At 52.3% G+C, this 15,429-nt stretch carries 16 protein-coding genes; 8 read left to right on the top strand and 8 right to left on the bottom strand.

All coding sequences use genetic code 11. The features are described 5' to 3' along the window. The first annotated feature begins 93 nt into the window (after window positions 1–93). A complete protein-coding gene (locus AC3CB2_RS18915; RefSeq protein ID WP_352935746.1) occupies window positions 94–699 on the top strand; it encodes a LysE family translocator in 606 nt (201 codons plus the stop codon). Window positions 700–732: 33 nt separating this feature from the next. Further along, window positions 733–1,173, top strand: a complete 441-nt coding sequence (locus tag AC3CB2_RS18910; RefSeq protein WP_352935748.1) for a DUF488 domain-containing protein — start codon at window positions 733–735, stop codon at window positions 1,171–1,173. 2 nt (window positions 1,174–1,175) lie between these two features. On the opposite strand, the gene AC3CB2_RS18905 is transcribed toward AC3CB2_RS18910, so the two are convergent. The 4 genes from AC3CB2_RS18905 to AC3CB2_RS18890 all read right to left on the bottom strand — a co-directional run bounded on the left by AC3CB2_RS18905 (window position 1,176) and on the right by AC3CB2_RS18890 (window position 5,137). Then, entirely contained in the window at window positions 1,176–2,771 is a 1,596-nt protein-coding gene (locus AC3CB2_RS18905) for an ABC-F family ATP-binding cassette domain-containing protein (protein WP_352935751.1), read from the bottom strand. 137 nt (window positions 2,772–2,908) lie between these two features. Beyond that, on the bottom strand, window positions 2,909–3,577 hold the full coding sequence (locus tag AC3CB2_RS18900; protein WP_488389903.1) for an MFS transporter: 669 nt from the start codon (window positions 3,575–3,577) through the stop codon (window positions 2,909–2,911). Window positions 3,578–3,651: 74 nt separating this feature from the next. Beyond that, complete coding sequence (locus tag AC3CB2_RS18895; RefSeq protein WP_352935757.1) at window positions 3,652–4,422, bottom strand: SNARE domain-containing protein; 771 nt, start codon at window positions 4,420–4,422, stop codon at window positions 3,652–3,654. A gap of 394 nt (window positions 4,423–4,816) precedes the next feature. Continuing rightward, complete coding sequence (locus AC3CB2_RS18890; RefSeq protein ID WP_352935759.1) at window positions 4,817–5,137, bottom strand: DUF1330 domain-containing protein; 321 nt, start codon at window positions 5,135–5,137, stop codon at window positions 4,817–4,819. A 241-nt stretch (window positions 5,138–5,378) separates the two neighbouring features. Here AC3CB2_RS18890 and AC3CB2_RS18885 point away from each other — a divergent pair, with 241 nt between their 5' ends. The 3 genes from AC3CB2_RS18885 (at window position 5,379) to AC3CB2_RS18875 (ending at window position 6,638) form a co-directional block, all read left to right on the top strand. Beyond that, window positions 5,379–5,732: a hypothetical protein gene (locus AC3CB2_RS18885; protein ID WP_352935761.1), complete on the top strand. Its 354-nt coding sequence runs from the start codon at window positions 5,379–5,381 to the stop codon at window positions 5,730–5,732. 55 nt (window positions 5,733–5,787) lie between these two features. Beyond that, a complete protein-coding gene (locus AC3CB2_RS18880; protein WP_014284816.1) occupies window positions 5,788–6,261 on the top strand; it encodes a DUF411 domain-containing protein in 474 nt (157 codons plus the stop codon). A gap of 149 nt (window positions 6,262–6,410) precedes the next feature. Further along, the gene (locus tag AC3CB2_RS18875) at window positions 6,411–6,638 is read left to right on the top strand and encodes a hexameric tyrosine-coordinated heme protein (RefSeq protein WP_008549435.1); all 228 of its coding nucleotides are present in this window, start codon (window positions 6,411–6,413) and stop codon (window positions 6,636–6,638) included. Between the two features lie 202 nt (window positions 6,639–6,840). Here the strand turns inward: AC3CB2_RS18875 and AC3CB2_RS18870 are convergent, their stop codons facing one another. The 4 genes from AC3CB2_RS18870 to AC3CB2_RS18855 form a co-directional block, all read right to left on the bottom strand. Next, window positions 6,841–7,101 (bottom strand): hypothetical protein, encoded by a 261-nt coding sequence (locus AC3CB2_RS18870; protein WP_352935764.1) that lies wholly within the window; start codon window positions 7,099–7,101, stop codon window positions 6,841–6,843. Between the two features lie 15 nt (window positions 7,102–7,116). After that, complete coding sequence (locus AC3CB2_RS18865) at window positions 7,117–10,164, bottom strand: autotransporter family protein (protein ID WP_352935767.1); 3,048 nt, start codon at window positions 10,162–10,164, stop codon at window positions 7,117–7,119. 350 nt (window positions 10,165–10,514) lie between these two features. Then, entirely contained in the window at window positions 10,515–10,916 is a 402-nt protein-coding gene (locus AC3CB2_RS18860) for a nuclear transport factor 2 family protein (protein ID WP_352935769.1), read from the bottom strand. A 154-nt stretch (window positions 10,917–11,070) separates the two neighbouring features. Further along, window positions 11,071–11,604 (bottom strand): peroxiredoxin-like family protein, encoded by a 534-nt coding sequence (locus AC3CB2_RS18855; protein WP_352935771.1) that lies wholly within the window; start codon window positions 11,602–11,604, stop codon window positions 11,071–11,073. A gap of 87 nt (window positions 11,605–11,691) precedes the next feature. Here AC3CB2_RS18855 and AC3CB2_RS18850 point away from each other — a divergent pair, with 87 nt between their 5' ends. From AC3CB2_RS18850 to AC3CB2_RS18840, 3 genes are all read left to right on the top strand, one after another. Continuing rightward, a complete protein-coding gene (locus tag AC3CB2_RS18850) occupies window positions 11,692–12,282 on the top strand; it encodes a TetR/AcrR family transcriptional regulator (RefSeq protein ID WP_352935774.1) in 591 nt (196 codons plus the stop codon). Between the two features lie 180 nt (window positions 12,283–12,462). After that, complete coding sequence (locus tag AC3CB2_RS18845) at window positions 12,463–13,728, top strand: hypothetical protein (protein ID WP_352935777.1); 1,266 nt, start codon at window positions 12,463–12,465, stop codon at window positions 13,726–13,728. Between the two features lie 333 nt (window positions 13,729–14,061). Further along, window positions 14,062–15,429: a hypothetical protein gene (locus AC3CB2_RS18840; RefSeq protein WP_352935779.1), complete on the top strand. Its 1,368-nt coding sequence runs from the start codon at window positions 14,062–14,064 to the stop codon at window positions 15,427–15,429.

Below are 15,429 nucleotides of genomic sequence, written 5' to 3'. Positions count from 1 at the left end.
TGATTGAGCGTTTTGGATAAAAAAGAGAGATGCGTAGACATTATGTTGGCGGCGCGAACCTGTCAAAGCTTGGGTCACAAAAAGGAGTGTTCCATGAGCTTTGAAAGTGCCCTCGCCCTGATGGGTTTTGCGTTTGTTATGTCCATTTCACCTGGTCCGGGCAACTTCCTGCTGCTGGCCTCTGGGGCAAATTTCGGGTTCAGCCGATCTTTGCCTTTAATGTTTGGCATCAGCCTCGGGTTTCTCTCCATGGTGTTTGGCGTGGGCGTTGGGCTTGGACAAGTGCTTGCTGAGTTTCCGGTGCTCTACACCGCGTTACGAACTATCTGCGCTGCTTATGTTTTGTGGCTGGCGCTCAAGATTGGCCGCAGCCGTGCGCTTGGTTCAGGGGAAACGGAAAAGATGGCAGAGCCGATCTCCTTTGTGCAGGCGTCTCTGTTTCAATTGCTCAACCCCAAAGCATGGGCGGTGGCGCTGATTGTGACTGTTTCCTACACCAGTGCGGAGAGTTACATGACCAGCCTGTTGTTGCTCATTGCGGTCTTCGCGGTGGTGAACATTCCGAGCATCAGCGTGTGGGCGCTTTCTGGCTCAGCCCTGCGCAACTTGCTCGCGAAGAGCAACCGGATTGCGGTGTTCAACATCGGCATGGCCCTGCTTTTGATTGCCAGCATGGCGCCTGTGCTGCTGATGAACTAAACCATACTGAGACCTTGTACCCGAGAGACGACCATGAGCAACCTGACAACAATCGGCTTCACCAAAACCACTGCAGAAAACTTCTTTGGCCGCTTGCAAGACGCGGGCGTGAAGAAAGTGATTGATGTGCGGCTGAACATCACCTCTCAACTGGCTGGCTTTGCCAAATCCAATGATCTCTCCTTCTTTCTGGAAGCCATCGGCGGCATTGGTTATGAGCATCAGCCCTTGCTGGCGCCGGATCAGGATATGTTCAAGGCCTTCAAAAAAGAAAAGGGTGATTGGACCATCTTCAAAGACCGGTTCATGGGCTTGCTTTCTGAGCGCAAGGTGGAGAGCAAATTCAAGGCAGACATGTTCGATGACGCCTGCCTCCTATGCTCCGAAAACCTCCCCCACGAATGCCACCGCTCCCTCGTCGCCGACTACCTCAACAGCCGCTGGGGGGGAACGCTGCAGGTGAAGCATTTGTGATCCTAAACCCCCACCGTTTCCCCCAACACCACCTCTCGTGTTACGCCGATATTCTCCAGAAACGTTGCATCGTGGCTGATGACGAGGAGGGCGCCGTTGTAGGTGGTGAGGGCGGATTCGATGGCCTCGATGGCGGTGAGGTCGAGGTGGTTGGTCGGTTCGTCCAGGATGAGCAGTTTGGGTGGTTGGGCGGCGCCCAGAACGCAGGCGAGGCCAGCGCGGAGCATCATGCCGCCGCTGAGGGTTTTAACCTGCTGTGTCGAGGCCTCCCCGCGGAAGAGAAAGCGGGCGAGGATGGCGCGGCAGGTGTTTTCATCCTGCTCCGGATTCAACAGCCGGAAGTTCTCCAGCACTGAAAGCTCCGGGTCCAACAGGCTGACGTGTTGATCCAGTACGCGGGCAGAGGGATCGAGCTGGCAGGTGCCGGAGAGCGGTGGCAGATTACCCACCAGCGTTTTCAGCAGGGTGGTTTTGCCTGAGCCATTGGCACCTTTGATGGCGACCCGTTCTGGCCCGGTGATGACCATCGAAAAGTCTCTCAGCAATGGCCGGTCAGTAGTGTAGCCGATGCTCAGGCTTTCAGCTGTCAGCACCCGTTGGCCATTGGCGATGCCGCAGGAGGCGATGGAGATGCTGAGGGGTTCCAGAACCTCAATCTTTTCCCGGGCAGCTTTGGATTGCTGCTCGGCATCCTCCCGCAACCGACTAGCCAAAACGGAGTTTTCACCGAGCGTGTTTTCCGCCTTGTTGCGCATGGCATTGAGGGCGATTTTGGGCTGGTCGCGCTTGGCACGGGCACGGTGGCCAGCGCCATCTTTGCGGGCTTTGCGCTCTGCCACACTCTGGATCTTGCGGTTTAGCTCTCCGATGCGCTTTTCAGCGGACGCCAGATCCTGCTCGGCGGCTGCCAGTTCAAGTGCTTTCTGCGCCTTGTAGAAGCTGTAGTTGCCACCAAAAACGGAAGTTCCCAGTGTGGTCAGCTCAACGATGCAATCCATCTGCTCCAGCAAGGCGCGGTCGTGGCTGATGATGATCGCGCCTTTTCGCCACTTGGCAAGAAAAGCCCCGAGAGCCTCCCGTCCATCGGCGTCCAGATTATTGGTGGGTTCATCGAGCAGCAGAAAGTCCACATCGTGAAACTGGAGGGCTGCCAAGCGGCAACGGGTGATTTGACCACCGGAAAGGGCTGCAAGAGGATGGTCCGCTGCGATTTCCAATCCCATTGAGGCAAGGGCTGCTTCCACCCGGCTTTCCAGCGTCCAGTCGGCATGCGCCAGTTCTTCCATGCTGGCCGTGCCCGCTTCTGCCTTTTGCAGAATGTGTAAAGCGTCGGAGATGCCAAACAGATCGGCCACTGTTTCCTGCGGTCCGCTTTGCAGCTGCTGTTTCAGCAGACCTATGGAACCGTTGACGGAAATGGAGCCGGACGCAGGCGTAAGCGCACCGCTGATGAGGTTCAGTAGCGTTGTTTTGCCCGTGCCATTGCGACCGATCAGGCCGGTGCGGAGTGGAGCAAACTGAAGGTTGAGATCAGAAAAAAGGGCTGTGCTGTCAGGAAGCGCCCAAGATACGTGGTTGAGGGAGATAGACAAAGGCATGATGATGAACTTTCACAGAAACAGGGCAGGTCGAATGGATTGTCCTGTTCTTGTTCATCGCTTTATCTCCTCACGTCTTGAATGCCGCAAAGACTATGCGGTTTGCACGGGAAGTCAAGACACATGCCGTGCTGCCCCTATCCACCCACATCCTGTGTTGCCTGCGTACCACGGCGTTGCATGCTGAGGATGAGCAGCAGGAGGAGGGAGATGAGGAGAACCATGGTGCCGGGGATGGCAGAGGCGGTGGAGAGGGTGAAGGCGGATATGAGGGCGCCGGTCATCAGGCTGCCGAGAGGTGCGCCGCCTTCATCACCCAGATACATGACGCTGAGCACGCGGGACTTGTGGGTGGACGGTGCTTGCTCCTGTAAAATGGTGCGGCTCATGTTGAGGCAGATACCGCCGCCAATGCCCCAGAAGAAGATGCTGGCGAGAAAAGCCCAGTAAGGTGGAGAGACAGCCCAGAAAAGCAAGGCAAACCCGCCAAAGCTGTAACCCACAATGAGCAGAGGCACAGGGTTTCGGATGGCTCCCGCTTTCAGCAGTAGGCCGCTGGAGCAGGCTCCGCCAATCATGAAGGTGGCGAAGGCCAGCGCAAAATCGAACCCTGTGGCCTGATAGGTATCCCGCAGGATGAGTGGCACCAGCACGGCGTAGGGTCCACCCAGAATAAGGCCTGCGGAGCTCATCAGAAGCACTGGTAATCTTAGTGTCTTGGAGGAGAGCACCAATCTGATCCCCTCCCGGATCTCACGAAAGATGCTGGGCCTGTCTGTTTTCAGTAAGGTCGGGGTGTCCGGCAAGCGCAGACTTGTGATGATGCTCTTTTTGCTGAATGCCAAGCTACTTAATATCGGCGTTTATCCGTCTAGTTTTTCTACTGCGCGCTTGCCCGTGAGAACTTAACTTCGCGATGAATTAAGAGAGGTTGTGCATCGTTGGTGCTATATTGCGGTTTATAGTCTTGTAGGCTGTCATAGTATGTTTTGAGCATGATTTTGTGCCGATAGTCATCAAGCAATGGTAGATACTCGTCAGCTCTTATGCCAACAACCGTTTCGACTATGATACGTTTGTATTTTCTTATATTTTGCGGATTCAACGTGTGAGGGAATGTCGGCACTTGAATAGTGACGGTTTTTCCCGGAGTGAAACTACCCTTCACATCTACTCCGGATCTTGCTGAATTTCTGAAGTTGGTTTCTTCCTCAACAAGTCCGTTATCATCAAACAGTTTGTAAGTTGTATAAAAGTCTACTGATGTCTTGCTGAACTCACGATCTGAACTATTGGTCAACATCATAAACCATGGATCGCCTTCATTTCTTGGTGCCCACTTAAAAGTTATCCTCGGAGAATTGGCTAGGTCGTTAGCGTAATTTGTTGTTTCGGCTTGCTGCCTTAGTTGCTTCTGACCGCGTTTTATTTCTTCTGAACTTTCGGCTAAACTTTGGCTTAGTGAGAGGATTTCAGTTGCCTGATCAGATATTTCTTGCTCGAAGGCGTCAGACTTTTCGTTTGCTCTTTTATCTTCAACCCCTTTAACCATCCACTGTGCAATACCAAGGATCGCTATCAACACTGTCAGGAATAGTATCATCAGTTGCAAGGTATTGGCTCTGACGTGATCTGCGATAATTTCAGCCACTTTGTGCATGCCCCCTCTGATCTTGAAACGCCTTTTATATACCTAAGTCGTAACAATGGCCTGTGGTAGGACTTCCTCTGCATTGCCGAAACGTATTTCGACTAACGACTTTAGAGGTAGTTTTCATTTGTGAAATTAGTAAGGGAGTTTTTGCATCTACACAATCAGCCAAATTGGGATCAATCCAGCCGGCCGCTTCATGTAGCAGCAATTCCAGCTTCCAGAGCACCGCGGACATGTTGGGGCGTCCAAGCTGTATGAATGGCGAAGGACAGCTTCGTTCTGCTAAACCCTTGTCAGTATGATACTATACTCCTCAGTCTGAGACTTTGATTACTCTCCTATAGGTGGGCGCTCTGCCGTGTCTTGGGGGTGGCAGAGCGCTGTGATCCGTTTAGATGCTGGATTCCACGGCGATCGTGAAGTTCGGCGGGATTACGTCTGTGCGGAGGTGTTTGATCTCCTGATATTCAGGGGAGTTCCAGAATGTCATGAGGGCTTCCATGCTTGGGAAGCGGAAGAGCGTCAGCTGTGCGTTGGTGTTCCATACGCCTTCCAGATGCTCAAATGGCTGGTCCGGGCCACCAAAAACAATGCACTCGCCGCCTGCAGCTTCAATAAGCGGAACGGCTTTTTCACCGTAAGCATCAATTGAGCCATGGCCTTTCGGCATAAAGCTGCTGGCAACAAGGTAGGCGGCTTTGGGTTCACTCATGTCGGTACTCCAGTCCTGTTGAGGGGGAGGCAAAAGCGCTGAGTTGCGCCAGATTTGGGGGAACAGCCTCCACCCGCTCGTGATGAGATGACAACTGGGTACTTCCTCAAGTTAAGTTGAGGTCAAGTGCTTTTTTCTGCAAAATGCACAATTTGGCTCAAAGTGTCGCAGCGGCTACCTGCGACATCAGATTACAGCAGTTTAACTTGATCTTGCCGCAGTGTGTGCATAGGGTGCGGGCATGTTTCGCGTATTGACCATTTTGCTGCTTGTGTTTGTAACGGCGCCCCATGCTTCCAGCATGCCGACGGCTCTGGCTGCACAGCAAACGGCGGATGCCCTGCAGATGGTGATGGTGCATGCGGAACAGTCTTCTCAGATGGCCAATCAGGAAATGCCGTGTTGCTGCTGTGAGGAAGATGGCGAAGCCACTGCCGCAGCTGTGGCCTGTATTGCCGCGATGGTTCTTGCACAAGATAGTGCTGCACCTTCACCAGCGTATGCTGCCATGTCGATAGACGTGCCTGCGCAAAATGGGCTGCTGGCGGCGCACCAATCTTCCATAGACCGACCTCCGATCCAATGGGCTGCGTAAGCAGCACCCTTCTGTAACATCCTAAATTAAAAACAGAATCTGGATTGGATAGATAATGATCTCCAAAAAGAACCTGCTGGCTGGCGTTTTCGCGGCTGCTCTCACCACTGGTGCATTCTCCTTCGCGGCCCATGCTGAGGGCGACAAGGACCTGACCATCTACAAATCTCCTTACTGCGGATGCTGCTCCCAGTGGTCTGATGCGCTTGAGGATGCTGGCTTCAACGTAACGGTTCGCGATACGGAAGATCTGGACACCGTGAAGCGCCAGGTGGGCGTTCCGGAAAATATGCAGAGCTGCCACACAGCTGTGGTGGATGGCTATGTGATGGAAGGCCATGTGCCGCTTGAAGCGGTTAAGCGCGTGCTGGCGGAACGCCCTGACATCAAGGGCCTGAGCGTGCCGGGCATGCCAATGGGCTCTCTGGGCATGGGTGAGCCGGATGCGGACACCAACTACACCGTTTACACCCTGCCAAAAGCATCGGGCGGCCAGCCGACTGTTTATCAGCAGGTTTCCGGCAAATAACTGCAAGTTTGAGCGGGCAGGAGCGCCGTGCTTCTGCCTGTTTCACTGATTGCTCCCCTCCAACAAATCCCAATGGAAATTGGGGAGATTGCGCTTGTCACTGGCCTGACAGACTCTTCCAAAATCGCCAAATCACAAGGATGCGAATTATGGATGAGAACTGGCTCCCAACACTACAAACCGCAACCCCGGAAGAGGGCTATGCTCTCGCCGTGAAACTTTCCCGCATGGCCATCAAATTCATGCAGCCGGACGCTGAAGTCCGCTCTGCCATGCGCCTCATGTACGAGTATGACTCCGAGGCCCTCATCGCCGCCTCGCAAACTGTTGCCGAACACTTCAGCACCATCGCAGCAGCCAACAACTACTGGAAGTAAGCACTGCCTGATGCCCGAAAACATCCCCGATGGCCCACCGCTTTCGGGGAGCGGCTGTGCTATGCGCCCACGAGAGCCGGGGACTTGAGCTCACACAGATTGCCGTCCGGGTCGGTGAAGGAAGCGATGGTGCAGACTCTCGATGGCAAAACTGGAGAGGCCTCACTCACCAGAGTAGGGCCTCACCTTCTCTTTGATATATTTAGAAGCGATAACCCATACGGCCATAAATCGAGGTCTCTCGCGTATCAGCGGAATACTCGCCCATATAACCAAGGCTGGCAGAGAATGCCTCACCACTTACACCAAGCGAAACACTCGCGGTGAATGAAGTACGTTCCTGCTCGCTCTCGACAACCGCAAAGCCATTCACGCCCGCCTGCATGGTGTTACTCAACTTGCCATCCGTCAGACGCTGACGCAGACCAGCCCCTAGATGCGGCTGAAGCGTCAGCTCTCCCATCTCGTAGGAGCCATACTAGGAAAGCTTCGCCTGCATATCCAGCTCATGATCATTGATCGCACCGTACGTAGTATCCGCAGCCACCTGATTATCCGTGGTGAATGCATCACTGTTGGTCCACTGATGTAGCAAGCCCAGTTCAGGCACCAGCAAATGACGTCCCAGCTCTGCTGTGTACTGCACATTCAAGGAAGACTGCATGCCCCGGCTGTTATAGCTCGCACTTTCCAAATTGGTCGCCGCCGCATCACGATAGTCATTTTCAGAAAAGGAGTAGGTTGAAAGCCCCAGCACCCGGAAGTTGCCTGTGGTGTAAGCAAACTGCGCTCCACCACCATACGCACTGGTCTCTTCAGAGCGCGCCTTATAGCCATTGCCCGTATAATCAATGTCACTGGAAGCATAAAAGCCGCTCACACCAACCGTCAGGTTCTCAGTCAGCTGATGGTTATAGCCAGCGATAAAGCCCGTGGTGCGCGCGCCATAACCAGCCGGGTTCGCATTCCCACTCTGCAAAGAGTGGTAAGGCGTCACAAAGATCTCACCAGAGGTCTCACGCTGATCACTAATAATGATGTTCGGCACCTGCGCCACATCCCGGCGCACCGCACTCGGCTCAGCACAAGCACTCAAAGCACTGCCACCCGTTACCGGCGCCGTAAACTTCCCATGCTGCTGCTGCAAAATCCGCTGAATAATAGAGCGACCACCCATCAGCACCTTAGCTTGAACCTGCGAAGACTGCTGAGGAGTAGAGGACTCAGGTGTGTAATTAAAGATGACCTGGCTGTTGTTCGAGCCTGCAACAAAATCTACCTCCCAATCACTCCCGGGAATAGCAGCTGCATCACGGCTCTCTTTCAACTCAATCTCGCCAAACGTCTGGTCTGCAATATCTCCACCGTCAACAAGGTTCGGCAGCACATAAGCTTTCCCTGCCCGCGTCTCATTGGTGGTATGCGCATAAAGCTTAGCCCCAGCCACAGAACTCGATAAATCAGCATTCTCGAAAACAACTGCATCTGCTTTGATAGCACCTACATACTCAGCAAGCGAAAGATCGCTTCCAAACGCTAATGAGTAGCCCGTAATTGTTGCATTCGTGCCTTCAACATAAACTTGATAGGTCTGTGATTGAGCATTTCCATCCACCTCGGCGCTTATCAAACCGCTACTATGGAGAGAAAGGTCATTTTCCGAGTAAATTCCATAAGCCGTAGCCTTTGCCTCTTGGACTACACCGTCAGTTACTTCACGCCCTGCTGTAGCACTGACTGCAATTCGAGAGCTATTGTTGATTGAGCTGGCAACGCCGCTTGCATCAACACCATATGCTGCTGCATCAGCAACAGCACTGCTATTTGGGTAAAATGTAACTGAGGCAGAACCGCCAATAGCGGTAACTATGATATCGCCCGTAATATTCTCTGCTTTGCCTTTCAGCCCATACGCTGTCGCATCTGCCTGACTTTGAGTTAGATTAAAGCCCCCCGATGATTTGTCGGTCGCTGCTCCACCTCTTGCCGTTACCTTGATTTCACCATGGCTATTCGTAGTGTCCCCATTAATACCGATAGCTTTTGCTGAGGCATTAAGATCATAGCCGTTGCCAAATTTCAGGAGGCCTGTACCACCCACGGCCTCAACTGTAATCCCACCAGAACTGGTTGTAGCACCCTCATAAATTCCAAAGGCTTCCGCCGAAACATCAATGGCAACTTCACCGACATCAGCCTCTCCGCCTTTAGCAAAAACCTCAATCTCTCCCAACTCGCCATGTGTCGTTAAGGCACCTTTAACCCCGTAGCTCTTCGCGTTTGAGACCTTCCCTTCGCCACCAATCGCACGAGCGATAATGATGCTACTGTTAGTTCTAACATCACCCTCAACACCATGGGCTTCAGCCACACCACTTGCAGAAGATACTTTGCTATCCCCTGTGTCTCCACCCTCTGCGAAGACCTCTATTTTGTTTTCATTGGTGTCAAGGTTACCGTCTACTCCCCAAGCGTGGGCATAGGCCTCTGTTCTGCCTGTACCGCCCTCAGCTTGAACAGTAATAGCGCCACTATTGAGACTAACATTCCCAGATGCTCCTCTGGCAATAGCTATCGCATCACTGCGGTTACTGTCGTGCGCATCTTTCCCAGAGGTCGAAACCGTCGCAATGCCAGCAACCGCCTTGACTGTTAAATCACCAGAGTTTTCAGCTGTGATACCCGAAACAATAATACCAGAGGCTGTCGCCTTGGCAAAAGCTTTAGCTGGATTGTCTTCTGCTGACACTGTTGTTGTCGCGCTACCGGCCCGAGCAGTAATGACGATCTCACCCGCATTTTTCGTCAGGCGTCCCCCAACCCCATAAGCACTGGCTGAAGCATTAGATTCAGTAGAAAAATGGGTAGCAGTATTTGAAGTATCCTTTGCTTCAGCAATTCCTCCCTCTGCAGTCACCGTAATTTTGGTGTCATTAGTTCCACTGTCGCCAGAAATTCCGTTCACTTTAGCTTCAGCTGCGGCTTTTCCATCTATTACCTCTTTGGTAACAGACCCTGCTTTTCCATACAGAGTGATATTACCCCCTGTTTCAAAGGCTTGTATTCCATACAATTCTAAGCTTTGATCATCACCTTGCGGGCCTTCATATCGCGATATGTACAAAGAAATATCGATATTAGAATATGAACTCTGCTCTGTATAAATACCTGCGATATGAAGAGTACCTGAATGCATATCGTAGGCATCAACATCCCATGCTTGATAGATACTAGGATTATCTTTCTGACCGTCCTTTATTTCTCCAGTGACATCAGATGCTGTTCCTATGTGGTAAACGGCGATATTATAAAGGTGATCACTTCCGTCATGACCATCGTAGGCAGGGTCTTCTGTCGGCTTTTTCAAAGTGGTCACAACGCCAATGTCATTAGCCCACGTGCCAGCGGGTATCATGATCAATACGCAGACCACAGAAGAAAGCAAAACAGCCCGCAAAGAAGGCCGCTCATATCGAGCAATGGCTAGATATTGCGGATGATAATTATGGACAGAGCTGACGAACATTTGTCACCAATTGAGCGTTTAATTTTAAAAATACATAGGTATAAATACCAAATGTAATTCTCAATTGATAAACGTGTTCCTATGAATAGACTAATACTTTGCTGGACAAGTTGGGTCATTTGCTGAGAAAATTTTCTTTTTGTTTGGAGTTTGTTCCCCAAATGGGGAATAGTGCTTATTACTAATGATTTTATTGCCTTTTTAAATATGAAGGCAAATTGAGGCTTTGGAACTGTTTTGCTCAAAACGAGACGTTTCTTGGGTTTTGTTAATTGCTTAGTAGATCTGCAAGACCACATTCACCCGCTGCCATTGCGGGTGAGATGTTTGGGGAGCCGAAACCCCAGCTCTTAGCCATCCAGCGGTTGCATGAAGATGGCTTCGCGCAGGACTTGCCAGCGGCCGTCTTCGAAGCGCCATTCGATGTTGCAGAGCAGCTTCATTTCCTGATTGTTCATCCCGCTGTGTTTGCGGGTGAGAACGGACACGCCTGTGTCGCCGAGAATATGAAAATCATGCCACTCGGCCCACGTGTTCAGCTGGTGTTTGCCAGCATCTGCCTGCTTGCGGAAATGCTCGATAAACTCCTGCTTGTTGAAGGTGGTCACGGTGCTGTCCGGTGCAACAAGGGTGGTGTGGAAGTCATCGTGATAGATGCTCTGCAGCGCATCAATGTCGTAGTTGGTGGCGCGGTCGATCAGGTGGTCCATTGCAGCGCGGATTGCTTCCACTGTGTGCGTCGCCTTAGTCATTGCTTTGTCTTTCTTCGTGTTTTCGCGGTTATCAGGGTGAGATCAAGGGTTCTCAGCTCATGTTGTGGCTGAGTTGGATCGTCCTATGGGGCGTTGTGTTACGTGGGTTTTACGAGGTGCGCGGTTACAGAAAACCGCTCAAAAAGCCTCGGATTTACTTAAACGTGCCGCGGATTGGATAGTTGTTCTCTGGCTTGCGGATGAACCCCAGTCCACTAATCAGCGCGGTCAGATCAGGCCGGGTAAACGGCGCGTTGGAAATGTCCACGAGCTGCAGTTCCTGCTTGTCATTCACCACAAACAGACCGGGCTCGGCGAACGGAGAAGGGGCTTCCTGCGCAGACCGAGGCTGGGAGATGTAAAGGCCCAGCTCCTGCATCTGCTCGATGCTCAGATCATATCCAACCGGGAAGTTTGGCTGCACCTCTGCCAACTGGCGCTGCGCGCGGTCCAAATTATCTGCGGAAACCGCAAGCACTTCGATCTTCAGCTGGTGGAACTCACTCAACATATCGTTGAGCTGCTTCAGATACCGGGTGCAAAGCGGGCAGTGGGCGCCGCGATACACCACAATCATTTGCCAGTCGAAGTCTGGTCCCGGCGTGCCGAGCGTCAGCTCACCACCCTCAACAGACTTGACGGACAGCTGCTGAAACACCTGTCCCGCAGCCAATGCTGTATGTTTCACAAAAGCCTCCTTGAGTTTTGTAATGAACGTTATTAAACTGGACTGCAAACAAGAGTCAATCGTTTTGTAATGGATGATACAAAATAAATGGGACGCCCAAGAAACTTCAGTCGCGATGAAGCCCTGCAAGCCGCCATCAATGTATTTTGGAAAAAAGGCTATGATGGTGCGTCCATGAAGGACCTCACCTCCGCCATGGGCATCAACAGCCCCAGCCTGTATGCGGTGTTCGGTGACAAGCATCAGCTTTATCTGGAGGCGATTGATCGCTACTCCAATGATGACGGCTGTGCACCGCTGGTAGCGTTTGAGAGTGAGCCGGATATCGAAAAGGCCGTGATCGCCTTCATGCGCTCCACCATCGATTACGCCAGCAACCACGAAAGCGGCAGCAAAGGCTGCTTCCTCGGCAATTGCGTTTCAACCACGGTGGGAGAGGTGGAAGGCACCACCGAGCGTCTTCAGGATGCCATCACCGGCGCCGATGAACGCCTTGCATCCCGGTTTGAGAAGGAAAAGGAACTGGGCAACCTGCCCGCCGACTTCCCCTCCCTGGAACGCGCCCGCCTGATGTTCGACCTGCGCCAAGGCCAAGTCCTCCGCGCCCGCGCCGAACTGGATCAGGACACCACGGAGGCAGGACTGGCCTTCCGCGCAAAGATGATATTGGCGATGTGAGGAGGGGGGGGACCAGCCTTGTGTTCGGAGTTTGAGGACACCCGGTGATAGAGTTTAAAGATGCGACTCGGTGAGGGGGAGCTTGCCAAAGCTCCTCGAGATGGGCAGAAATGTAGATATTTTAAATAGCGTTTTCATAGGGGCATCGGGTGAGCAGCATTGGAGTGAAAGCTAAACCCAATGAAATCTAAATTGAGTTCGTTTTCGCAGCAGTCAAGTAAAGCGGTTGCAAGCTGGCGCTGTATTATTGCTTGTTTTCTTTTTTTGTCGGGCTGCGTCAGAGATGATCCGAGGTACCCGGCTTATTATCGCTATGCCGTGGATGTAAAGGTTGATGGGCAACCGGTACGTATTGAGCGTGTCATAAAGTGCACAGGTACTTTGGTGAGTGGCGGTACCAATGAACCTGGGGTCACCACAGGCGGGACTTATGCGAATCCGCCAATTATGGGGGCATATGTGCCTGGCACAAAGCAGGCGGTCTATGTCCGTGTTACCCCAGCGTGTAGATGGGCTTCGGCCACTCAGGAAGAGCGTGAAGCTGATCGCAAAAAAAACTACCGTTTCCTGGATACAGCCTTCACCAAGCAGCACAGAACCCTTCAGCCCAACTCCATAGTTCCAGTGCTATGGGTCAATAATGACGAAACGCTGGATCAGATGGAGTATTACGTCAGCAAGCGAGCTTTGTCTGGCCAACATAGTCATGTGGAGTTTGTAAAAGCCCATCCGCCGGAAATTACCGATAAATCAGCCTTTCTGGCTTCGGAAAAACGCGCGGAGACCGAAAGCCCTGATCTGACGCCTTTTCTCTTCCCGCGAGATCAGAACACAGCCGACGAATATCAGCTGTATAAAGATCGGTTTGGTGGTCCTGGGCACGGTTTCCGGGTTGTCTCTATATGCCATGGGGCTTGGCGCATTCCACGAGCCGAATGGTCTTTAGTGCCCGGGATGACAGAATGGGTAGCCTCTCTTCCTAAAGATTCTGTCGGATACAAACTTCCGTCCGATCTTTGGTTAAAATTTCAAGACTTTGTACCTGGCGGAGGTGCCCGAAATAATTTCTCCTTGACGCCTATAAACCGGATTTCGGAGCGAGAACGTGAGTTCTCGGGCCGCTTTGCCACTCTTGATGCTATCCATCCAGTTATCCCAACTGAGCAAGGGGCATATGTAGATCTTAATCGGGCCGGTTTCTTTGCTTGCAACTATGATGTTCTTCATCCAAATCGCGAACCCCGCTGGGGTGGCGAAGGTTACATGAGAGATTTTTCTCCAAATGGTGGCTTCGCAGTGCGCTTTGAAGACCACAAGTTATGGGCCATGTTTGCGCCCAATACACCCGTTTTTGTCCCCTTACTTGATGATTTTTTTGTTTTTAGAGAGGCCTCATTGGGTGGTAGATCCATTGATGAGCCTGTAGTGAAAGGCTGGAAAGAATGACACAACGGAGGCCGGCCTGGCCTTCCGCGCGAAGATATTATTGGCGGTGTGAGGAGAGGGGGCAATCAGCTTGCTTCCCTTGATATTTGGAGCTTTGAAAACACCACTACATATGGAATTTAAGGAGTTGTGGTGACAGAGTTTTCGGGTGTAACCCAGAGAGAGGGACACGCCAAAGCTCCTTCGCATCTGTATCTGTCATATTTAACTTTGGCAATTTCTGAAATTTGAAATAACATAATAAAAATAATACCTTACCGCATAACCGTGCCGTTACCGTTTTTGTGAAATTCTGCTGCTGATATACCTTTCTCTCCGGGCCAAAGAGTTCTTATGTTATCTGCAAAAAAGCCGTTCACGCTGCTGTTGTTTTTGTCTGTTTCTGCTTGTTCCAGTTATCAGTCAAAGCACGGGTTGTTTGATAGTCCCTCTCACAATCAGGCTGCAGCCAATGAGGTTTCGTTAGAGCAAACGGGGCAGATGCCTGCTGCGTTTCGCAAGCTGGAGGAGCCGCCGAAATACTTCGCCGCTGCGGATCTTCTCTCAGTCCCCCTGAAGAGCGAGACCTACACCATCAGTGAGGACGCACCCAGCAATGGCCGGTTCGCGGTCTTTGCCATCAAAACCGAGGATGGTGCTTACACGGTGCAGGGCAGGCAGTTCATGGAGGATCACATCCACGAGCTGAACGCGCTGGCCGTTCTGCGTGAAAGAAACAAGGCGGTTGCCTTTGCCAAGAGTGCAGGCACAGCCGTCATCACGCCAATCAAATCGGTCTACACAACGGTGACAGCCCCCGTCACCGCTGCCAAGAATGTGTATGGCAATGCCAAAGGCATGGTGAAGTCGGTGCGCAAGGGCGTGGGCAAAGCGGCGACCTTTGTGAAAACACGCGGAAATATGCCGCAGGAAACCGCAGAGCGTGAGGAAGACGGTTTCATCAGCGGCTTCTTTGGCCGTCCGGATGCCATCCGCAAGATTGCCTTTGAAATGAAGGTGGACCCGTACACCCACTTCACCCCGCTGCGGGATGAAATGACAGAGCTGGCCAATTATCACGCCGCTGGTCAGTTTGGCGTGGATCAGGGGCTGGGCTTTGTGCCCGGTGTGGGCAGCATCATTATCACCAGCCTGAAGACAGCGGACAGCCTGACGAAGAAGACGCTTCTGAAAGATCCGGAAGCGATGGCCGACATCAACCGGGAGCGACTGGCGAAAGCAGGCATTGCTAAGGAAAGCACAGAACCGTTCTTGCTGAATGCGCACTTCACGCCAACGGAGAAAACCATCTTCACCGGCCTCGCCACAGAGGCGAAAGACCTTGAAGGTATTGATACTCTCATGAAGCACGCGTCTGGCGCCAAATCCCGCCCGCAAGCGTTTGCAGCGCTGATGCAGGTGGAGATGTTGGGCCGTCTGCATGAAAGCAGCAAGATCAAGAAGGTAGAAGTGCACCATGATGTGGTGGTGGCGTATCAAGCTGATAGCACGGTCAACGTGGTGCTGCCCTACGACTACCTGAGCTGGACCTCCTACAACGCCAAGACCATCTGGAAAGTAACCCGAAGCCTCGCGGCCAAGGATGTTAAGACCAGAGATGTCCGGTTCGTATTGGCTGGAGACCTTTCCAAAAACAGCCGCAAAGCACTGGAAAGCCGCAGATGGGGCGTGAAGAGAAATCTGATCGCAGATCTGCTCTGA

It is taken from the genome of Pseudovibrio sp. SCP20 (assembly GCF_057774105.1).
Note: the sequence above shows the minus strand (reverse complement) of the source record. Positions and strands in the feature narration are given on the sequence as shown.